The sequence below is a fragment of the Enterococcus mundtii genome (assembly GCF_002947535.1).
Classification (GTDB): Bacteria; Bacillota; Bacilli; order Lactobacillales; family Enterococcaceae; genus Enterococcus_B; species Enterococcus_B mundtii_B.
This window is the reverse complement of sequence record NZ_PUAP01000030.1, coordinates 59,898-83,096: the sequence shown is the minus strand read 5'-3', so window position 1 is coordinate 83,096 and position 23,199 is coordinate 59,898. Positions and strand designations below refer to the sequence as shown.

Here is a 23,199-nt window from a genome sequence, read left to right as displayed (position 1 = left end):
TTTATAATTCCTCACGATTTGTGGCTACTTTACCGAGTATTACTGGTAAATTACCATTACGAACGCGGATTTGATCAATGATTTCTTTTTCCTGTTGATGGTCTTTTAGTAAAAGGATATAGCGTAATTCATACAAACTACCCATTGTCGTAGTTCGAACGGAATTGAGATGATGCGTATACGTATATTCCTCAAAAATATCGGTAAATAGTTCAGGATAATCCAAATCTTCTGGAATCGTCACTTTCAATTCTCGCTCAGCTACTTTATTCTGGTTGCCAAAAGGTGAAAGATAAAGTAGTAATAAAAAGAGAGCAACGATGACTGAGAATATCAACACGTAGGCAACATAACCCATTCCTGTTGCAATCCCGATACCCATCGACCAAAAAATACTAGTGATCTCTCTTGAACCGCCCGCAACGGAACGAAAACGAATCAAACTGAACGCACCGACGACTGCCAAGCCTGTCCCAAGATTGCCATTGACCAACATGATGACTGATTGAACCAGTATCGGCAAGACTGCAACGGTAACAACAAAGCTTTTTGTATAAACGTTACGTTGCATATGGATAAAGGCAACTAATAAACCTAAAACTAATGAAGTGGCGATACAAATCAATAATTCCTGAGGTTGAATGGTTGTCCCTGATTCGATCAAACTAGATAGCATGGTTCTTTCCCTCCTTTGTCTGAATGAATAAATGTCGCTGGTACGTTTCTGCGTATTTTGAAAAACTCCCTTTTCTTAGCTGATAATCGTTCAGTAGCTCCACAAACCACAAGGGATACGCCCCTAGCGCTTTCACTTCCATCAATACGCCAATCTCAGGAGCAACCAATGTCTCTTCCCCGGTGACAGATAGATCCAAGTTGTTACTGCGAAAGCGGATGTGCTGGTCAAACGTCACACGAAAATCTGGATCTGATTTGCCAAATAGCGATATACGTTCATAGATGATCATTGTCTTAGGTGACAAATCTGGATTTCTTTTGAACAACCAGTTCACTTCCTGTTGGATTTGTTCGTGTTCACTCTTGGGAAAATATCTTTTATCAAGCCATTGTCGGTAGCTAGAATAAGTTAGCGGTAGTCTCCTTTTATAGACGATACCGTTGATCTTCTTTTTTATTTCTAGAAAGACCATCGATGTATCATTTGGTACGCCGTAGCTTCTTACTCTGAATTTTTCTTTGTATTTTGGCTTCGTCATAGAATTGGTAATGAAACGATCGTCTGGTGTATCGAAGTACAACGATAAGATCGTGTGCAAGCCATGTTCGTCGATCTGCATCTGCTTTTTCAAATCTGCTACAAAAGAATCGAACTGTGTCATAGGTATTAGGTATTTTGTTTCTTTGCGTTGGAATACATTTTTTAATTTCATCTTTTTCCTCCTGTTTTATCAAGTGATGTCATCTAGCATACAAAGGTTAGCTTAAACGTAACTTAATCCGAAATTTAAGTTTTGTTTATGCTAATCATGGTAAAATCAATCTATATGGTTAAAACAATCGAGGTGGAATGTATGATTAAATTATTAGTGGTCGAAGATGATCACGTATTGTCGGATAATATCAAAGAGATCATTTCTGAAATCGGGGAAGTGACCCAAGTCTATGATGGTAGCGAAGGCTTATATGAATTGGAATCTGGCGTTTATGATCTAGCGGTTCTTGATTTGATGATCCCAGAAATGAATGGGTATGAAGTCTTAGCCCATCTTCGGAAAAAGAACATCTTGACCCCTGTCCTGATCTTGACAGCTAAAGATGGCTTAGAAGACAAAATTGAAGGGTTTGAACGTGGTGCAGATGACTATTTGACCAAACCATTTTATCGTGAAGAATTACTGATGCGGATCAAAGCATTATTGAAACGTTCACTAGGACTATTCAGTGAACATACGTTGGAGTATCAAGGAATCATCTGTGACTTGCAACAAAATACCGTCGAATATAAGAAACAAATACTACCTATTCAAGGAAAAGAATATGAGTTACTCGTTTACTTCTTGCAAAATAAAGGAATCATCTTGACGAAAGAACAGATTTTCGACCGTATCTGGGGATTTGATTCTGACACGACGATCACTGTTGTGGAAGTCTATATGAGTAATCTGAGAAAGCACCTTCGAGAGACCGGCTTGGATAAAGAAATCAAAACGTTGCGTAATGTCGGCTATATCTTGCAAGGAGAGTAAAGCGATGACAGACACTATTTTCAACAAACAACGTACGAAACTTTTCGCCGCCAATGTGACAGCATTTGCCTTGATATTTCTTTTACTTGGGGGAATCATTCTGCAATTATTGAACCAGTCAGCCTATCGTGAGACCGATTTAATGTTGAAAAATATCACGATAAACTCGCATATGGTGCAATTAGAAATTGAACGTTACCAACAAGGAGACCCTTTTTTCAACTCTCAGATCCCCCCACGTCAAGCGGATTCGCTACCTGAAGGCGATCGTTTCAATACTCAGGTCATTTTATGGTCTGCATCGGGTGAAGTGTTGAATAAAGAAACCATTGGTGGCCGTTTTAACCAAATCGAAGGAATCAAGTTGGATACTACCCATTTAAATACGATTCAAAACATTGATCTGGCACAAGCTGATCAAGGAACGCCTCTTTATTTTCGTTCGATCACTAAAAAAGCAACAAACCAAGGAGAAGTTGCCTACGTCCAAGTTTTGGAAAATACGAATCAAATCAACTCCTCTCTCAGAACCTTTCAAACGATTTTGATTCTTTGTATGATCGTTTTTTGGCTAGGTTCCATTGGTGTCAGCTATTATTTGTCTAAGCTCAACATGCGTCCGATCTTAGCTTCATGGCGTCGCCAAAGAGAATTTGTGGAAAATGCTTCTCATGAGTTACGCACACCTTTAACGATCATTCAAAATAGTTTGGAACACCTCTTCACTAAACCAAATCATACGATCATCGAAGAATCTGAAAGCATTGCGCAAGCGTTGTCTGAAACGAGACGATTGACTGGTTTGACTTCCGATTTGTTGACCTTAGCACGAAGCGATTCGAGTCAAGATACGCTCGCAAAACAAGAGCTACAAACAAAAGGATTTATCGCTGAGTTGATCAAACCCTTCCAAGAGATGGCGACGATCGATCAAAAAGAATTTACACTGGATAACCAAGCAGACATGAGCGTTTTAGCCGATCCGAAAAAAATCCACCAAGTATTAGTTATTTTGCTAGACAACGCACTCAAATACACGAGTAAACACGACCAAATCATTCTCACATCCACTAATACGAATAAAGATTGGGTGATCCATGTCAAAAATACCGGTCCTTCGATCAGTGATGAAGACAAAAAACGTATTTTTGATCGCTTTTACCGCGAAGATCAAGCAAGATCAAAGGAAACGGGTGGCTATGGACTCGGCTTAGCAATCGCAAAACAATTGATCGAGCAACACAAGGGACAATTGACTGTATCTGATCACCTTCCTATGGGAGTTGATTTCAAGATTCAGTTGCCAATCAAATAAGCTTTTGTGACATATGACAAAGACACTTCGAAATATAGCTGTTGCTACTTTGAAGTGTCTTTTTTGTTGATTTAGTTTTTAGTATTCATTGAATGATTGTAGTAAAATGAGACTAGGATAATAAGTAACAGATACTCTTTGTTGCTTACCTCAAAAGTCCAATAAAATTTTGGACAGAAGTCATCTTTCCAGAAAATTTATTACACACTGTTACCTGATTTTAAACTAAGAAATGGAGGTTTTTTGCATGGATGTCAAAACAAGGAAACAGATACAAGAAAAGTTGAAACAACGGATGCAGCAGTTACCACCGATCTTCAATGGATTTTTGCAGGCAAACGCAAAAAAATTATCATTAGCTAGCCGCTACGAATATGCAAAAGATTTCCATTTATTTACCGATTACTTACGAAAAACCCATAAGCAGGAAATCAATGATCAGTTGATCATCCAATTGGAAAAACAAGTCTACCTTAATTTTTTAAGTGAAGTTTACCTTCACACGCGCGCTTTCCATACAGCGGCGTCGCAAGAAACGCAACAGCAATTTAAGAACGGTTACTACGGGATCTCTCGTAAGCAATATGCCTTGAATCATTTTTTACGTTTTTTGTATGAACAAGGTCTTGTTGAAAAAGAGATTTCCTTGTTGGGAGATAGTTTACCAGAAACGACCTCTCCAACGCCTCGTTATATCGATGCTTCCTTGTTAAGTGACTTTGACTCACTTTTTATTCCTGAAAAAGGATTTAATTCTCCAAGAGAAGCACTTTTTGAAGAAAAAAACCGTGCAAGAAATTTGGCGATCGTGGCTGTTCTTCTTTATTGTGGCTTGAAGATCCATGAAGTCGTTGAATTAAAATGGAAAAATATTGACTTGAAGAAACAGATTTTGGTTGTTGATCGAAAAGCCAATCGTTTGGATCGGGTACCTATTCCAAATGAAGCACTCCCGATACTTGCAAATTATGCCAACCAACATAAAAAAGGAGCTTCTGGAGAATCATTTGTTTTCCGCTCTTCTCACGATGAACAAATTTCTCCTCGCACGATTCGCCAAATCCTTGATCGGATCACCGTGTATAAAAACGTTTCACCGGAATTGTGTCGGAAAACCTTCCGCTACTATACTGAATTATACTTAAGCGACAAAGATGCAGTGAATTATCTCTGTGGCAATCGCTACGTACGGCCTCATTCATTTGAAGAAATCTATGAAAAAATGCGTGCCTTCTCCTATCATTGAACCTTCACTGATTCATGAAATCATCCCATAGAAAGTTCGCTATATCGCTCTGTTTCTTCACTTTCTATGGGATCTATTTCTTGTTGAAGATTTTATTAACTGACAAGTATCCTCACTTCAAGTTTTAAAAAATGATCAAGTTGATTTTTTCTTCTTTCTTGAAATGAGGTAAGCATGTCGTAACTGATAAAGAAGTGATTCAATCATAGTGACTATCTTATCTTTGTGATACATTCAAATCACTTCGCTTCATTTTTTTATCGTTGTTCCCTCCTTGTCCAAAGGGATTTATAGGACTTTGATTTATAGGACATTGTTTTTGGCCTGTTTCTTGTTTTTTCTTCATTCTTTGTTTTCTGATCAATCCAAATGGATCCAAGACATTCCGTTTATTATCCTTCTTTTCGGTAAAGCCGAAGACTGTAGCGCGTTCACTATTCGCTTTTCCTTCATTAATGATGGTTGCGATTCCTCTTTTTTCTCTATGACTACTAAAACTTTCCGGGGTAGAAGTAATTGTATCATTTAGCATCGAATGGACATTTTCCAATGGGATTTCTCTCTCATTCGGCTTATAGTCCCATATTTTTGATAGGGCAATCGCCATCATGAGATACCCACCCCCTAGATCCATGCTGTTTGTTTCTCTTTTTTGTACTTTAGGTCGCTCAAAAGGTACACCTTTAACAAGACTTAGGATAAGGGTCATTACGGTTTCTGCATCAGTCATTTTAATATTTGCGCTTAAGAAAGGATCTGTAGGGATGGACAAATAAACACTTTCTACTGATAGTTCTGGTAAGCCGTAGTGCATAGCTGCTTGCTGAACAAAGTCTTGAAATGCACGAGAGTTTAAAAGCTTTTTTTGATTTTTATGAAATGCCTCTCGTATCTCTTCAAGACTGTTCATAAATACTCCTTGAGGGGGTAAGGAGTAACATATCCAGTCTTCTGTGCTTGTCATCGTGTGTGAGATTTCATGGATTAAGGTTTCCTTTATACCTGGACGTACTTGATTTTTCACAGCTATATTTGAGTCCATATGAAAAGTATCAGCAAAAATAAAGACTCGACATTTCGGATCATGCGCTAAAACAAAGGCATCTGCAAGTGGGCGCTTTCTATATTGAGAAAAATAACTATTGGTACTTTTTTGAAAAACTAAATCAGTAGATATCACCCAAATATTTTCAAATTCAAAAGCAGCGGATTGTTCAACGAACTGGAGCCCTTTTTTTGCTATAAATGCTAACCTCTTAATTGCAGCTCGCATGATTTCTTCCTTATTTCCAACATCCTGTAGTTCAAATAGTGGCATCAAAAGTTTAGCTGCATCGGTGTTTTCTATCTTGTCTTGACTTAGCCAGGAATCAGCTAAATTTATATAATTTTCGAAGATATCTATAGTTTCCTGAACTTCCTCTGCGAATTTTGCTACAAACGGTCTGAGAGAAGGCGGAAACTTACTCGTATCAAGACCAGAAAATACCTTGTAGGGGAGATCGGGAGTTTTAGGTAGATATAGTTGGATGACCTCTGCTAGATCACCTAAAAACTCTTGTTCTTGACCAATTCTGACTCGATTCCTAGGTAGTGGGATAAACCCATCTAAAGGTGGAAGGGTTACGCTATGATCCACAAACCTGACTGCATCGATTTCAAAGTAAGGGGTAGCGTCTAGAATCATGTTCCACTCTTTTTCTCTTCCAGGGACTTTCGGAAAAACAGAGTAGGCAGTTTCTCTGATTGTGTTTGGAGTTTTCAAATCCGTTGCCCCGTTTGAAGTTCCTGCTTGCGAAGTACCTGGCATCTCTTCCGAAGGGCTTTCTTTTCCTCCTGCTCTTCGGACGTTTTTTTCCAGATCGATCAAATGTTTTTCTTCAGGGGTTTCCAAGCGGAAATAATTCTTTTCTATATCAAAACGTAAAATCGTCGTCGGATCATTCTCGTTTTTCTTCAATAAATAGTAACGATTTGTTTCTTCATTCAGTAATACGATCGGAACATACTGATCATTGATCTTGGTGTAGGATTTTTTTTGAGCATTCCACATCAAACCATTTTCATCAGGTGGTGAAAGCGTACTTGGATCTTTAATCGTTTCTATTTGGTCCAGCTGTTTTGTGATTGTTTCGATTACTTCTTTTGCTACCATCGGTGATGATAGTGGTTCAAATCCCCACTCGATCCCATTATACTTCACCGGATAGACCTTGTTATCCTTACATACGTCATAACGGAGTCCTTGACCATCGATAACCGTCGTTCTGACTGGGACTACATGACCGTATAACTTGATATAATACTCTGGGGATAGATCTGTTTTTTTGATCGTTAAGATCGGGCCATCTCCGTACCCCTTTGGATTTAAATTTTTTTCATCGGAAAAAGACTTATATACAGCGACTGTACTTGTTAAGTGTTTGATCAATTCAATTTGTTCAGAAGTGAAGGAAATTGGGCCTTCAAAGAGTTTCAACTGGTCGCCTTGCAACGTATAATATTTTCCAAAGACATCTCCAGTTTCTATATCGGTCACCTGTAAATATAAATTGTCCTTTACACGCTTTACAAAAACATGTGGTCCATCCTTTGATAGCTTAGCAAGCACTAACTCTTCTTCAACAGATATCGTTTTAGTTGCACTGTCAAATTTTTCTAATTTACTTAATAGTATTTTCATTTCTTCTGTAATCATTGAACTATATTTTAAATTAATCAACCGTTTGATGATCAAACGTCCTCCTCCAGCTAACGCTTCAAATCCTGGATCGACATATCGTGCAACGCTTTTCATCAAGGTTTTTAAGTCAGATATACTAGGGAGAAAATAAGCGCTATTTCTGATCACTAATTTTATCCCGCCCTTCGCCAACGCTCTGGATGCACCTAGTGCAAATTTCCAATTGAGTGCTGTGACTTGACCAAAAATAGGAATCAACATAACAGCATCAATCGTACAGGATGCCACCGCTTCCCCAACATTTTTTTCAATGATACCGACGATACAATCGTAAAATGGGATAAAATGTTTGACTATATTCCAGACTTTTTCAGTGATTGTTTTATCGTTTCCGAGTTCATACATGATATTATAGAGCGAATCACTGTGTTGTCGAGCAAGCTGTTCTACAAATGGCTGTGTATCATTCCCCTGACAGAGCACTTTATCTTTTTTGATCTCAATAGTAAAGGTAAAGGATTTATTGCCTATTCGAATCTGATCGCCTTCCTTTTTATAGCCTTGACTCAAAAGATGCTTGTTATTAAACAAACCTCGGTCAAGATATAGTAAAGGGTCTCTATCTACACGATGGATGGTATACCCACCTTCATCTGCTAGTTTTTTTAAAGCGTAGATTCGTTCTTCTTTTCCGTTATTTGCCACAAATAGATCCGTCTGTTCAAGTTCAAGAATTGTGTCTAACCATGGATCACGTTCGAAAAAGACCATAGGCATCGAACCAGGTGCAGAAGGACCATAGTAGTGTACTTTGTTCGATAATTTTGCAGATGCTGAAAAAACAGTAGTAGACGGAGAAAAGATAAAATGGTGATCTTCCGGATTCATCGAATTTAATGAAAGTTCAATTATTTTTTGATCTAAGTCAAAATAAGTCTCAGAAACAGCTTTTGTCAAGCTGCTATAGGCGACCTCAATATTGATAGGAGTAAATAGATGAGGGCATGGATTTCCACCACCTAGATAGGTTTCGCCCATTCCAAGAGTAAACGTGGCGCCAAGTCGCTCGCACTCTTGCACGACGTCATTTGTTATCGCTTGTTTTCTGCGCCAATTGATGGTTGCTTGTTGATAGGGGATGAATCTTTTTTGTATTTCTTTTTGAATATCAAGACGTATTTCATCTCGCTTATGCCAATAACCAATAAAGGTTCGCAACGCATATTCTTTATAATTTCCTTCTCTACCTGCTTTACTCAGTCCTTCTGGATCGAGCTGCGCCGTAGTGATCAATGCGGGGATCAACAAAGTATCTAGTTCATCAATTGTTGTAATCCCTTCTGTACTGATCGTCTCACAGAACAGAGCACCTATCTTACGAATTTCAGTTTGATCAAACTTCGTGCGATAACCTACATTTTCCAGTAATTTTGATCCGACCAGTTGCATGACCGATCCAAAATCAGATATCTGTAAATCATCGGGTATTAGACTCGTTTCAAGGAAATAATTTGGTAATGTCTTTTGAACTAAAAGAATCCAGACTTTCTTTAAAATGCTCAAGGATTCCTCTGATATGTTCGAATCTTTTTTTTGCAAATTGAACACACCTGCTTTTGTTAATTCATCTACCTCTAATAAATTTCTTAATTGACCGATAGTAAACTCAGATGGATCTTGTACGGCTAGAATATTTTTTGTTACATAGGCTTCGATCGAGTTTCCTAATACCGCTTCAATGATCCATTTGTTTACCGTTAATTCTGCATTTTTATCGCTGATTTTTTCGTCTGCTTCTCCACCATACAGCTTCATTTCTTTCAGAATGATTTTTGCTATAGGTTGGGTTTTATCATTCATGAGAGCGACACCTGCGCCATCTTGAGAAAACCATTTGCCGAAAGCGACCAACAACTCTTCTTTACTCGGGGTACTAGACAGCAGATTTTTCTGTTGTAAGAATAGTTCGATTTGGTGTTTGATATTTTCATCTTGCCAAGGGCTATCTTCAGTGATTGAGGATGATCGATCGATTGGGGGAGGCACCGTTGTTGCCTCCATAGGTTGAGCAACTCCTTCTAGTGTATCCATCGCCCATTTAAGGAATGCTTGATGGGCCTCTTCATCTGAGAGACTCCGAACTTTTAAGATTCCGAAAAACAGAACTAATAAGTTTCTGACTTTGTTCAAATCAACTTTTTCGGTGGCTGTTCCCTCTTGGAGCGTCCAGTGGGACGCTACTTTAACTAAGTTATTTCTATCATCGGGACTGCAAGGATGGCCATAGGAAGTTAAATAATCAGCTACTTTTTGCAATGTTTCTTCAGCCTGTATGGCAGAATTTCCGAATTTATCAATTTCTACCTCACTGTTATTTTCCGTGCTTTCTTTGATGTCATTTTCAGAAATAAATGCTTTGATTTTTGCTATCGTTTCTTGATTTTTGCTATCTTCATCATTTCCATAGGCAAAATTCAATTGTTCCATATCAAAAGTGAGACCAACCTGCGCATTATTATCTATCCATTGGAGTATCACTGCATATGCTTTTTCAAGAGTCAAAGCTTCCTCATTGATATTGTATGCATCAAGGATAGTGTTGGCTATTTTATACACCCTTCCAACCATAAGAGGATATTTTTGCTCAGAGAGTATCCAGTCTTCTACTGCTTTGGTTAGATAGCGGTTTTCTAAACGATTCAGTGTGATATTTTTTGTTCTTAAATATCTCCTAAGTATCTCATTAACAGAGAATCTTATACTCCTATCAACAGAGAATGTTCTTTCCATTTGTTTAAAAATATTAAGATAATACACATACGGAATGAGTAATTTTCCATTGGGAATATTGGGTAGCAAGCCCTTATTAAATTGCCTGTAGATGTGGTCGCTTTCTCGCTTCTGTTGGAATTTACTTAAAACATAGGGTGAATCATCTGGAGATATTTTATAATAGGTTGTTTTTTCATTTGTAGATCGGTAGGTCGCTCCTTCTAGTAAAGTATTCAGTTTCCATTGCATATAAATTGCCTGCAATTTTCTTGGTGGTAACTGTTCACCAAATCTCATGAGTGGGACATCGTATTCTTTCGAGATCATATATGTAAAAAAATGCATTTTTTCTGAATCAATACTATTTTCAGTTTGCCAGTTTTTACCTATCCATTTTTCGACTTGTTCAATTAGATCTTCGGGCGTATCTAGCTTTTCCACGATTCTTTGCTGGATAAGGTACTTTCTTATTTTCTCATTTACATTAGCGGTTCTATGTTTGTTTTGATAAATAGAGCCAACAAAATAAAAATTGGGTAGATCATGTAATTCGGATTCCAAAGGTTTCTTGTTATCGATGACTGCTTGCACAACTTTTTTGATTTGTATCAAATCATTTTCCTGTTCTGAAGGAATCACTTTAGCCGTCTGATTTGTCGTTGCTGTTTCAGTATACTCAGGAGATTCAAAAAAAGGAATTGTTTTTATGTCTTGAAACTTGGCATCTTTGTAGACATTATTTGCTCGCCATTGTAGGAAAATCGCATTTACTTCTGCCTCAGATAATCTTGTCGCTGGGCGACTAAGCGCATGAAGTATGACGTGGGCAATCTTTCTTCTTCTAATCATTGATTGAACTGGACTTTCTTCACTTTCTAATGTAGCCAGCTCAATAAAGAAATAGCGTATAACTTCTCCTTTAAGTTTCCTAAAACTATCGTCTTCATTGAGTAAAAAATCTTTAACGGCATCATTGATTGTTTCTGTATGGACTTGTTCTTTAAAAATCTCATATTGAAACCAGAAGGGTGTTAACACGCTATCTAGTTTCAAGTTTGTGTATATGTGCTTTATATCAAGATAGGATATGAGCCGTAATTTTAATTCATGTTCAACGTCCATAGTCAGCTCCTCATATGACAATAATGGAGCTTGTAAGCTTTTAGCACTTTCATACAAATCGGTACCTGGGATATGTTCGCCTGACCTTGGATCCGCCCGTTTCTGAATCAAATGATCAGGTTCTTTTTTGAATTTGTAACCACTAAACGCATTGTTATAGCGCCACTGTAAAAAAATAGCGATGCTTCGTTCCTCTGATAAGTTATGTGCAGGTAGTCCATGTTCTTTTAGAATCGTTTTGGCAATTTGTAATCTCCGATCGATAATCGCCGCATTTGAGCCTCCGTTATTGGCAAAATTTTGCAAAACAAGTGAAAAATCATTTGACGCTAATCTTGATGATCTTCTTAATTCTGTATACTCCTCACTAAGTTCCTCGATGATGTGCTTATTGACTTTCTCCGTCTCTGCTCTTCGATCAAACAATTCTCGATCAAACCATATTGGCGGTAAAGTCAATGATGGTTTATCAAGCAAAGGCTGATTTTTTAAATAAGCGGTGACGATTTTATTTACGACAGCGTGTTCTTCGTCTGAAAGTTCTTTAGATGAGTTCAAAGATACTTGCGGACTGATGTCATAAGGCAATAGTTTTTTTTGTGTTGGAGAAGTTGATTTTAAGTGTTGGATGTCTGTTAGGCTCGGTTCATTGAACTGGATGTCGCTAAATACATCGTTGTACATCCATTGGAAAAAAATGGCTAGGGCTCGATCGTCTGAAGTGACTTCATCATTTATGCCGTAGCTTTGAAGAATAACGTTAGCGATCTGACGTCTTTTTTCAAGGATGGCAACACTTGATATGCCACTCTCCCCCCACTTTAGTAGAGCGAGGAAAAAATCTTTGGTGGACAAATCATCGATCAAACAGAAACCAAGGTAGTCACAAACGCGCTCTTTGATTCGATTGGTTGCGATTTCAGTATCTATACGTTGTTGAAAGACAGCTAAGTCAAACCAGAATGCGTCGATCGGTTCTGTTTTTGGCATAGGCAAAGGTTGACCTTTTGTATACATATCCACTCTTTGGTTAATAAAGGTTCGAGTAGTTTGTGTGATATCTTCTACTGAATTCAGTGGTATTTTACTCGCATCGTAAGGGGGCACACCCGTTGAGGCGGGAGGCGTAGCAATTTGTTGTGTCACTTGATTCAGTGTGTCTGGCACTTGAAATTTATACTGCGCGAAGGCATGATTATTCCGCGCTTGTAGAAATATTTTTATTGCTTGGATATCTGTAATTTCCTCATCTTTTACACCATAAGCCTCCAAAATGACCTGTGCGATTTTCCGTCTTCTTTCTAAAACTAGCTCCTGGTCACTTGGGTCCTTTGAAGTTCCCCATTTATAGAGGGCATGAAACAGTTCTTTTGTGGAAACACTATTAGAGAAGCAAACGTCATCAGATAAAGCGCAAAGTGATTTTCTGATCGTACCCATTGCCATGCCTACTTTATGTCTTTTTTGAAATAGCACTAAATGAAACCAAAATGGTGTTAAAGTTTTGATAGTTACTGAAGGTAAAGGTTCAATATTCACGTAGCACTTCAGTACCTTATTGATTATTTTTTGCATTTCAATTGAAGGTTCTTCTTCCAGATAATGCATGGAAACCCTCATACTGGAGGCATAAGGTAAGACTTGATTATTCAGATTTTTTTGAGGTGTTGGCAGAGCATTCGCTCCAGGGAGTATCTGAAAGTTGATCTCCTCAAAGAATTGATCGATCCGTTCGTTGAATTTTTTTGCTAATTCTAACAATGGCGCTGCTAAATGTTCTTCTTCTTCCTCTAAAATCGGTCTCTCAGTTGTGTGGGCACTTTTCGATGCTTGAGCACGGTCGCTCTTGGATGTTTGAGCACGTTTACTCTTAGATATTTGATCTTGGTCACTTTTGGGTGCCTGAACATGCTCACTCTTAGGTGCCTGATCTTGGTCGTTCTTGGGTGTCTGAGGAGCGTAAGCTGACCCAGCGTCGATTCTAGTTTCTTTTTGAGCATGTTCAGACGCAAGATTTTCGGCTGAAAATGTCCGAGCTAACACCGTAAAAAATTTTGACAACACTCCCTCTACCGGTGGTTCACCTGAACTAGTCGTGTGACTATTATTCTGGTATTCGTAAAAAAAAGAAGTAAAAGTATCCGTCAAGTTGCCCAAAAAAGAGGTTGGTAGGACCGGTCGCGTATGATTGTTTTCGCTGTGACTACTTGAAGGTTCCGCTTCATAATCATAGTAAGATGATAGGACCATACGAGCGATTTTTTTTGACTCACGTTGGATCTTATCTAAGTCTACTTTATTCCTTGAATCTTTATTTTTAAAAGAAAAATGATGGACTTCTTGAGGATCGTCTTTTGATTGTTCTCTTAATACTTGTAATTTTGAAATCGCTTTTTGGCAGATCGTATTAAAATGATAGAGCGTGTGATTTTTCTTTTCCCACAACCCATGCTCAAGTACGGACATGGGCGTGATGGTGGTATTACACTCATCGATTTTTTCCAGATTATGAATGGTTTTATGTACGTGTAGTGTCCAATGATGTGTAAATGCAGCTAAAGAAATAGGTTCTTGTAAAGTCGCATTTTTTACAGGATCAGAACGGTAGGTTGAAACATTGACATGTGGTGCTGGTTGAACGAGGGTCGTATTTACACTCGAACGAAAAGAAAGAGAATGGATCGTCGGCTGGTATATCCTAGTCTGATTCGTTGGGGTTTGATCCATCATAATATGATTCACGTCAGTTTTTACTGGACCAATATCCACATAGGTGTCAGCTTCAAAGGCAGGTCTATTTGTTCGGAGTGCTCTTGGAGGGGTCCCTTTCACAGCCAGAGAATCAGTAATGACTAGTAGTTGTAAGAAAAGTAATGGAGACCATCTTATTCGTTCCGTTAGCTGGTTATTTGCAGTGCTAGAGATGAAATTTACTGCTTCTTGCCTTGCATTTTGATCAGAATTTTTATTGCGCTTATTCTCAAATGTACCGACTGCTTTACGATATTCTTCGATTGGCATTTTTTTCGCTCCTTTTCAATATAGTTTATTCAAATGGTATATCTATTATTTTAGTTTATATTGTTCAAAAAATAACTAATTTTAAGTACTATTTTTTTTGGAAAAATAAAAAAATGTCTATTTATCCCTTTATTAACAACTTTTCCGATTTATGTAGAATAGAAATTTGTTATGTGTTGACAAAATTTTCAATTGATTATTTTAGTGGAAAAATCAAAAGGTATAGAATGTTTTGATATGTTATTGGTTTTAAAAATTGTTTATTATGAGTTTCATCTCATAGTAGTTTGTGAAGATTGAAAAATGATTGACAAACATTCCTCAAAGGATTCCTCTTACTTCAAACCAAGTGGATGTTCCGTCTTTTTTACCCTATCTTTCATCTCTATCCGATAGATAACTTTACATTTAGGTTTTTCTGTTATTTAGTTTGAGGATATGCTATCATAATTAAGACTTTGTACATTTATTAACAAATTTATTTATGGAGCGTGAAAGATGGAAACAATCGACTATACCCCACTTAATCTTTATACGAATTTTCAAGAAGCTGCTGAACGTACACCAGATGTGCCAATGATTTTTGACCGGGCATTAGTGGCTTTTCCGGAGCTTGGTTTTAAAAGCACTTACAGCCAATGTCATGAATTAGTAGTAACACGTGCCTATCAACTCGCTAATCTAGGTGTGTCACTTGGTGATAAAATCATGATCTACAAAAGTTCTGCTTTTGATACCTACTTGATGGCGGTTGCTGCCTCTTATCTAGGTGCTGTTCCTGTCATGCCTTCTTATCATTTACCAACAAGTACTTTAGAAGTATTTGTTGATCGTTTAGAAGACCCTTTTATCTTATTCGACGAAGTAACAAGTGAACGTGTTGCAGGAATTACTAATGGTACAAAGAGCAAACAACTAGCTGTAGCTGAATTGCTCAAGCAACCAGCCACTCCTGTGGAACAAAAGAAATTAGATAATGATGAAATCTCTTATATGACTCATACTTCAGGCACGACCGGTATTCCAAAATTGATTTGCCACTCTGCACATTCAATGGGTTGGCGGACAAAATGGCAAAAAACGGTGTTTACTAAGATTGCTGAGAAGAAATTGGTGGCTTTTCACATTTCGCCGGTTCATTCACGATTCAATATCGGTATTTCTTCTCTTATGGCGATGGGCTTTCCGATGATGCCAATTGCTGATCCTCAAGGTGAACATGTGGTGAAACTGTTATTAGAGAATCCGCCAATTGCTTTAGAGACACATCCAAATAACTTTGTTCAGTGGAGTTTTATTGCGAGAGAACATCCTGACGCTTTTTCAGGTATTCGCTACTACCACTCCACATTTGATGCCATCAACAATCAAACAATGGAAGTTTTCCTTCAAACGTCAGCGACAAAAGAAGCGATCTTTTTACAAGTCTACGGACAAAGTGAATGTGGACCGATGATCTTGAAAGCTCATACGTTAGAGAGCTTAAAAACAAGTGATGCACGTGATATGGGTGTTGGTTTAGGTGACTTGACCAAAGCAAGGATCACTGATGAAGAAGGCAATGAACTACCGGCTAACACAGATGGTCACATCCACTTGTTATCAAAAGGTCGTGCATTGACTTATTATAAAGAAGATACTCGTTTCCAAGAAAATGTGTATGGTGTTTGGTGGGATAGCGGCGATTATGGTTGTATCGATGAAAACGGCCATCTGCATTTGAAAGATCGTCAAGTTGACTTGATCGATACGATCAACAGTACATTAGCGATCGAAGATTATTTGTTGGATTCCTTGGAATTTTTAGCTGAAGTCGTCATCGTTCGTGATAAAGATAATTCACCGCAACCAATCATTGCTTTAGCACCGAATCAAGAGATGGATTGGGATCGTTGGTGGAACCAAGTCCATGAATTACCACGTTTGAACACACCGATCATTCGTGCTTACGAAGATATTCCAAGAACAGCAACGATGAAAGTCCAACGGTTACAAATTGAAAAGGAATTTAAAGAAGCAAATCAATAATTAGCTGACCCAGTGGTTCAAGCAAGTACTTTTCCTTTAGTTAGGAAAGTACTTGTTTTTTTTGTATATAGATTTCTTTTCTCTTTTTTACTTAAAGTGGCTGACCTGATAATCTGCCAATTGGCTGTTTTTCTTTTTATTCGAAAAAGGTATACTCATTTTGTGGAGGGATGAAAGTGAAAAAAATAGTAACGATTGGAGGATCTGATCCATTTGCTGGTGGCGGCATACAGTCTGATTTAAAGACATTTGAAAACCATCATATTTTTGGGATGAGTGCATTGACTTGTATCGGAATGCTTGACTCAGATGGTTCGTTTATATTAGAAACGATCCCGCCTGAATGGTTAGCCAAGCAATTAGATTCGATTCGATCTATGACAGATTTAGATGGGATAAAAATTGGCTTGTTACATTCATTGGAGGCCATTGACGTTGTGAAGGATTTCCTTACATATTTTGAGGATATTCCCATTGTGATCGATCCTGTGTTTGCGTTTAAAGAAACAACTAATACCTTGAATCAATCCTATATGCAAAAAATGATACAGGAGCTCTTTCCATTTGCGGATGTATTGACCCCGAATTTGAAAGAAGCCTCCCTGCTTTATGGTCAACCCGTCAGTACCTTTCTCCAAATGGTCGATTGTGCAAAATATATCCATTCATTAGGTGCTAAGAACGTAGTGATCAAAGGTGGCACTGGGATTATCGGAAATGAAGCATTGGATGTTTTATTTAATGGAAAAGAAACAATTTCTTTTAGACGGGAAAAGTTAGAAGAACAAACTGTTAACGGTGCAGGATGCACATTTGCTTCCGCGATTGCAGCAAATCTGGTCTTAGGCTATCCTTTGACTGATGCAGTTGCCCGGAGTAAGGCTTTTGTTTATGACTGTATCTTGAATGGTGTCATGATGAATGATCAAACAGGAAGTGTTTGGTCAAAAGGAAAAGGAGTGGAAATAACGAATGAATACTAAAAAAATTGCGATCTATGCCATGCTGACAGCTTTAACTGTGGGGATCTCTTTAGTCATCTTGATCCCGATACCTGGAACCAACGGATTTGTCACCTTATGTGAAGTCGGCATTTATACCGCAGCTGCCCTTTTTGGTCCGATGGGTGGATTGATCGTTGGTGCAGGAAGTGGCTTGTTTATTGATTTATTATCTGGATATCCCCAATGGGCGATCTTCTCTTTATTGATCCACGGCTTACAAGGATTGGTTGCTGGCTATTTTGCGGGCAAAGGTTCTGTGCGTTGGGGCTTTGGTTTATCACTTGGAACGATCATCATGGTGGTGGGCTACTTCTTTGCTAGTTGGTTGCTATATGACTGGCCAGTCGGTGTCGCATCTCTACCAAGTAATTTAGTCCAAAACATTGTCGGTATCGTGGTGGCGATCCCACTTACAAAGGCATTGATGCGTTTACCTCTGCAACAATCAACGGTAAAAAACAAGTAAAAAGGATGAATGGAAAATGGAAGTATCAAAAGACAGTTTCAAACAACAATTATCTGAAATGGTTTCAGATATTCTCGAGGAAGCCCAGCTTAAAGCGGGTGATCTATTCGTTGTAGGATGCAGTACCAGTGAAATCGTTGGTGGGCATATTGGTAAAAACTCAAATGCAGAAATCGGACAATGGGTCATCGAAACATTGAAAGAACAATTAGACCCTCTTGACATTTCCTTAGCAGTCCAAGGCTGTGAACACCTTAATCGAGCATTAGTCGTCGAACGTCCGGTAGCTGAAAAGAAACAATTTGAGATCGTCTCCGTCATTCCGGCACTCCATGCAGGAGGTGCCTGCTCAGTTGCAGCATTTGAACAATTCAGCGACCCGGTCGAAGTCGAACATGTCGTTGCTCAAGCAGGAATCGACATCGGTGATACTGCGATCGGGATGCACATCAAGCATGTTCAAGTGCCTATACGCCCCCGCTCTAACACATTAGGTCGTGCGCATGTTACTGCTTTACGGTCTCGTCCTAAATACATTGGCGGACCTCGTGCGCAATACGAATAAGCGATTGTGACAGAAGCGTCCAGCGCCGAGAAATAAGCAGGGAAACCCGAAATTTTTTCAAATTTTTGGGTTTCCCTACTTATTTCCTATTTCTAAGGCATTACTTTTGGAACACCGTTTATTCGGTTTTAAAGTTAAATAAATAAATTATATTTTTGATCCTATTATTTTTCTTATTAGTTAGTTTTTACGATAAAGACGTGCTTCATACGGCGCGAACGTTCCACTTGATTGGAATGTCGAACTCGGTTGATTTTCCAGTAACCCTTCCCAATCTATACCGATGTTTGTTGGTAATGTATAAGGGGCTGCTTCATCGGTCAAGTTGACGATGATCAGATAACGTTCTTCATCTAGTATTCGCTCATACACAAAGAGCTGTTCATTTTCAGGTAGATATTCATTGAAACTACCATAAATCAACCCTTTATGTTCTCGACGTACGGCAATCATTTTTTTGTAAAAAGATAAAATAGAATCTGGGTCATTGGTTTGATCAGCGACGTTGATCGTTTGATGATTGGGATTGACGACTAACCAAGGAGCAACTTCGGAAAAACCAGCATACGAATGATCATTCCATTGCATCGGTGTACGACTGTTATCTCTTGTGGTATTGGCTACGATATCCAATGCTTCTTCTTCTGAGCGACCTTCATCAAGCAATTGTTGATAGAGTCTTTTCGAATCCACTGCATCGATTTCATCAATAGAAGAAAATGGGAGATTCGTCATACCGATTTCTTGTCCTTGATAAATAAATGGCGTACCTTGTAAAAAGAAATACATCATGGCGATAGCTTTTGCAGAAACTTGCCAATACTTAGGAGACGTATCCCCAAAGACAGACACACATCTTGGCACGTCATGGTTTTCCATATAAAGTGCATTCCAACCTTTGCCGTCTAGTGCCCGTTGCCAAGCGCTCAATGATTGTTTCAAACTCAATACATCTAGATCCCCATCTTTTTCATGTTTCCAGATCGAAATATGATCAAACTCAAAGATCATATCGAAGTAGCCATTTTCACCTACCCACTCAGGTCCTTCGTTTGCAGATACCCCACTCGCTTCTCCTACCGTCATAATATCGTATTCATCAAAGACATTTTTCAATTCCGTCAAATGATCTTCAATGCCGGAGACATTTTGAAAAGGAGAAAATGGGTTCTCAGTTGCCTTGACAGAGTATTCATCTTTTTTTACATGAGAAATTGCATCTAAGCGGAATCCATCGATCCCTTTATCTAACCACCAGCGGATCATCGTGAAGAGTTCAGCTTTTAATTTGTCGCTTTCCCAGTTCAAGTCAGGTTGTTCTTTTGCAAAAATGTGTAAGTAGTATTGACCAGTTTGTTCATCGTATTGCCAGGCTGAACCGCCAAAGATCGACTGCCATTCATTCGGTGCTTGATCAGGTGTACCATCGACCCAAATGTAGTAATCACGGTACGGATTATCGACTGACTGGCGAGATTCAATAAACCATTCATGCTGATCAGAACTATGATTGATGACGAGATCCATGATGATCTTGATCCCCATCTGATGGGCTTCGGCTAGTAAAGCATCAAACTCATCCATTGTACCAAACTTCTCAAGGATTGCTTGATAATCACTGATATCATAGCCGTTATCGACAAATGGCGACTGATAAATAGGATTGATCCAAATAAAGTCGATCCCTAACTCTTTCAAATAGCTAAGTTTTTGGCGTATCCCGTTGATATCACCGATGCCGTCGTTGTTGCTATCTTTAAAGCTCGCTGGGTAGATCTGATATCCAACAGCTTCTTTCCACCACTTTTCTGTCTGCTTCATGCTTATCCCCCTTTTTTCTTTATTATAGCTTAATTTGAAACGGTTACATATTTGTTACCGTTAACTTTTTTTGCTGCTAACATCAGTTGGAGTAGTGCTTATGATAAATGAAAGAACTAAAAAAAGCGAACATCAAAGACCATGATCTATCCACCATCTTTGATATTCGCATAAAATTTATAAATAACGAGAAATCAATTGGATCAATTGTTTAGGGAATGTCGCTAAATCAGTGATATCGACAAAGCGACTTGCGCCGTAGATTTCTTTGATTTCTTCTTTATCTTGTCCAATTGCCGCAGAAATAAAGACGATACCTTGGCGCTCATATTCAGTCAATACTTCTTGGATATCTTTTTTTGCTTTAGTGCCTGTGTAATCAGGTAACGCTTTTGGTTGGCCATCGCTGATGTTGACGATCAGTTTGGTTGTCGCAGGTTGTTCTGCCAGCTTTCCAGCAATCAGACGTAACACTGCGCCATCACGATTGTTTTGTCTTGGCTTCATAGTCACTAACTTCTGTTCCAACCATTCAAATGAATCCGAGAACTCTTTGTACGAAAAGACAGATGTTTTTTCTCTTGTCGAAACATCTGCTGTATCCCCGTAGATCAACAAAGGAATGCGTACCTTTTTGGCAAACTCCGCAATAGCAAATGCTGCTTTTTTAGCTGCTAGAATACGATCTTCCCGAACCATTGACCCAGATTCATCAATTCGTAAAGCAACTGCTAAGGAAGGTTGCTCATGAGGGGGATTTTTTTTATCAAATTGCCGCAAATCACCATAAGCTACTCGACTGGCATTGAATCGTTGCCCTTCGTACTTTCCTTTTTGGTAAGTTTCGCTTTGCTCATTTTCTAAAAGATCAAGGATTTGCCGACTTAATGAATCCACGATTGGATCGATCTCTTGTCGGATAGTCGCCACTTCCGGATTTTTTACTGCGAACTTAGGGCGATGAACGATCAACCCTTCTTTTTCATGGATCGTACCTTTCATCAGCTGACGGGCTTCTTTATTGAGTTCACGCTTGAGTTGCTTGTCGAAGGCTTCCATATCTGAAGCTGACATCTCTTGGGATTCGTCATCTGCTTGGTTTTGTTGTTGACTTCGTCCTTCGACTTCCTGGCTCCGCTCTTCCGATAAAGGCAACGTGTCAGTTGGCGTTTCTTCATTCGCAGTTGCTTCATTTATCGGCTCTTCTGGCAACACTTCTTCTTTCTCAGAGGGGTGTTCACCAAGCAGAGTGGTTTCTTCTGCTAGCTTCTCGATTTGGCGTTCTGCCGCTTCTTCTGCACCAATCGTTCTTCCTTTGATTCGCGAGGATGCCTCTGATAAATCCCCCCATTTTTTTTGACGAAGTAACTCTCTTAGTTCATCTAAAAGCCCACTATCAGTTAAGGCAGTCGTCAAAATGTGTAATTCATCTGGATCAGTCGTCAGTTTATATAAGACTTTGGGATAGAGTGATACAAAAATATCTTGATTTTGTTTCAGCGTATTGACCCAATAAAAATAAGAACGCATCCCTGCCACACCTTTGATAGCATTTGCTTTGGCAGTTTCGTCCAACAGTCGGATCACTTCTGCCATTTTTAACAAAAGTGCTGGCTCTTCGACTTGTGTCTTGCTGATTGCACGTTCCACCATAACAGAAAGCTCTGGCAGATCCATTTTCTCAGCATGTTGCATACGATCTCGAAGCGATTCATTCAATGGTCGGTTTCCTTGGTAGTTGCGATTCGTGGTAATGATAATGATACAGTCTGGATGTCGTTTGATCACACCAGTAGGTAAGTTCAACAAACCGTTAGTTTCTAGGGCAGAGTTCAAAGCAACGAGAACCGAAGCATCACGTATCACAGTCGGCTCTTGGATTTCTAAAAGATAGCCCTTTTCGATCGCGCGAACGATTTCTGACGGATAGTATTTGTAATGGATCGTACTTTCTTGGTTGTTTTCGATTCGTTGCACGAGATCGGCTAATTTCTGTTTTGCCGTTTGTTGATCGACGGAGTAATGTTGTTCGATCAACGTCAATACCGCAGCTAATGTATCCGTTTGATAAATCGCAGTCAATAACTCTTGATCCTCTTCTTGATCTGAATCTATAACAGGTAGTAATGCACCAAAGACATCTGATTTATCCATATCAGCAAAGCAAGTCACTTTCGTATAAGGCAACTGCAGATCAAAGGATAATGCTTTGGCTAATTGCGTTTTCCCAGAACCCGCATCTCCTTCTAGCAACACATTGCTGATTTTCATTTCCGAATCTAACCAGTTTGCTTTGATTTCAGTTGCAATACGTAGCTCTTCAGCACTTGTCTGATGACTTGTCGGTTTTTTCCAGATCATTTGTTTTTCGATCGGTGTAAACGTTCGTTGATCGGTGAGTGAAAAGTTTTCCATGATTAAACACTTCCTTATAACATTAATACCCTAGATCATCTAATAAACGTTTCAAGATACGAAAACGTTCGCCGAGTAATTCCCCATCTTTTTGTAAAGCATCGTAGTATAACATGATATCTTCATCGATTTTAGGGTTTTTCGTATCCACTTCCACCGTCATCCGGTTTCCTTGCAGACCGATGATATCAACGACAGGATTTTCAGGATCATAAAATTTTTCATGGCGGTAGGCATCTTGGAAGTAAACACTTCCTTGCGCCACTAAGATCGCTAAGTCAAGGATACGAGTGATCGGCAATTCTTCCGATTGACGTGACCACTTTTCACCTGTATGACGCCACACTTTTCCTGAAATATCGACTTTTCCTCGATCATTCCACTGAGCTAATCCTAATGATAGACCTTTCGCATCTGTATGCAAAGCATTTCTGCCATCAACTTTATCATAATCTTCGACGACGATTACTGGTTTATGTTTTAAATTTGTTGGTATTTCCATCCTTCTCGACTCCTTTTTAGTAATTTAGTAAT

Annotated in this window: 13 protein-coding genes; 7 read left to right on the top strand and 6 right to left on the bottom strand. The window is 38.9% G+C overall.

The window, feature by feature from the left end; translation table 11 throughout:
* Position 1: 1 nt before the first annotated feature.
* Together CUS89_RS10310 and CUS89_RS10305 are read right to left on the bottom strand one after the other, a co-directional pair.
* Positions 2 to 676, bottom strand: a complete 675-nt coding sequence (locus CUS89_RS10310; protein WP_104872058.1) for a DUF4956 domain-containing protein — start codon at positions 674 to 676, stop codon at positions 2 to 4.
* On the bottom strand, positions 666 to 1,391 hold the full coding sequence (locus CUS89_RS10305) for a polyphosphate polymerase domain-containing protein (RefSeq protein ID WP_104872057.1): 726 nt from the start codon (positions 1,389 to 1,391) through the stop codon (positions 666 to 668). The genes CUS89_RS10310 and CUS89_RS10305 overlap by 11 nt, the downstream gene beginning before the upstream one ends.
* Positions 1,392 to 1,532: 141 nt before the next feature.
* Here CUS89_RS10305 and CUS89_RS10300 point away from each other — a divergent pair, with 141 nt between their 5' ends.
* The 3 genes from CUS89_RS10300 (at position 1,533) to CUS89_RS10290 (ending at position 4,768) form a co-directional block, all read left to right on the top strand.
* On the top strand, positions 1,533 to 2,207 hold the full coding sequence (locus tag CUS89_RS10300; RefSeq protein ID WP_104872056.1) for a response regulator transcription factor: 675 nt from the start codon (positions 1,533 to 1,535) through the stop codon (positions 2,205 to 2,207).
* 4 nt (positions 2,208 to 2,211) lie between these two features.
* Entirely contained in the window at positions 2,212 to 3,522 is a 1,311-nt protein-coding gene (locus CUS89_RS10295) for a sensor histidine kinase (protein WP_104872055.1), read from the top strand.
* 247 nt (positions 3,523 to 3,769) lie between these two features.
* Complete coding sequence (locus tag CUS89_RS10290) at positions 3,770 to 4,768, top strand: tyrosine-type recombinase/integrase (RefSeq protein WP_104872054.1); 999 nt, start codon at positions 3,770 to 3,772, stop codon at positions 4,766 to 4,768.
* Positions 4,769 to 4,985: 217 nt separating this feature from the next.
* On the opposite strand, the gene CUS89_RS10285 is transcribed toward CUS89_RS10290, so the two are convergent.
* Positions 4,986 to 14,366, bottom strand: a complete 9,381-nt coding sequence (locus CUS89_RS10285) for a QWxxN domain (RefSeq protein WP_104872053.1) — start codon at positions 14,364 to 14,366, stop codon at positions 4,986 to 4,988.
* A gap of 498 nt (positions 14,367 to 14,864) precedes the next feature.
* On the opposite strand from CUS89_RS10285, the gene CUS89_RS10280 reads away from it, so the two are divergent.
* From CUS89_RS10280 to CUS89_RS10265, 4 genes are all read left to right on the top strand, one after another.
* Positions 14,865 to 16,394, top strand: coding sequence for an AMP-binding protein (locus CUS89_RS10280; protein ID WP_104872052.1), 1,530 nt, complete (start codon positions 14,865 to 14,867; stop codon positions 16,392 to 16,394).
* Positions 16,395 to 16,570: 176 nt separating this feature from the next.
* Entirely contained in the window at positions 16,571 to 17,377 is an 807-nt protein-coding gene (locus CUS89_RS10275) for a bifunctional hydroxymethylpyrimidine kinase/phosphomethylpyrimidine kinase (protein WP_104872051.1), read from the top strand.
* Positions 17,367 to 17,864: an ECF transporter S component gene (locus CUS89_RS10270; RefSeq protein ID WP_104872050.1), complete on the top strand. Its 498-nt coding sequence runs from the start codon at positions 17,367 to 17,369 to the stop codon at positions 17,862 to 17,864. Before CUS89_RS10275 ends, CUS89_RS10270 begins: the two co-directional genes overlap by 11 nt.
* Positions 17,865 to 17,880: 16 nt before the next feature.
* Positions 17,881 to 18,429 carry a TIGR01440 family protein gene (locus tag CUS89_RS10265; protein WP_104872049.1) on the top strand — a complete coding sequence of 183 codons (549 nt, stop codon included), beginning with the start codon at positions 17,881 to 17,883 and terminating at the stop codon, positions 18,427 to 18,429.
* Positions 18,430 to 18,609: 180 nt separating this feature from the next.
* Here CUS89_RS10265 and CUS89_RS10260 read toward each other — a convergent pair whose 3' ends face one another.
* The 3 genes from CUS89_RS10260 to CUS89_RS10250 all read right to left on the bottom strand — a co-directional run bounded on the left by CUS89_RS10260 (position 18,610) and on the right by CUS89_RS10250 (position 23,167).
* Positions 18,610 to 20,250 carry a glycoside hydrolase family 13 protein gene (locus CUS89_RS10260; protein WP_104872048.1) on the bottom strand — a complete coding sequence of 547 codons (1,641 nt, stop codon included), beginning with the start codon at positions 20,248 to 20,250 and terminating at the stop codon, positions 18,610 to 18,612.
* Positions 20,251 to 20,427: 177 nt separating this feature from the next.
* Positions 20,428 to 22,665 (bottom strand): AAA family ATPase, encoded by a 2,238-nt coding sequence (locus CUS89_RS10255; RefSeq protein WP_104872047.1) that lies wholly within the window; start codon positions 22,663 to 22,665, stop codon positions 20,428 to 20,430.
* A gap of 22 nt (positions 22,666 to 22,687) precedes the next feature.
* Complete coding sequence (locus CUS89_RS10250) at positions 22,688 to 23,167, bottom strand: DUF6530 family protein (protein WP_010735448.1); 480 nt, start codon at positions 23,165 to 23,167, stop codon at positions 22,688 to 22,690.
* Positions 23,168 to 23,199 lie beyond the last annotated feature (32 nt).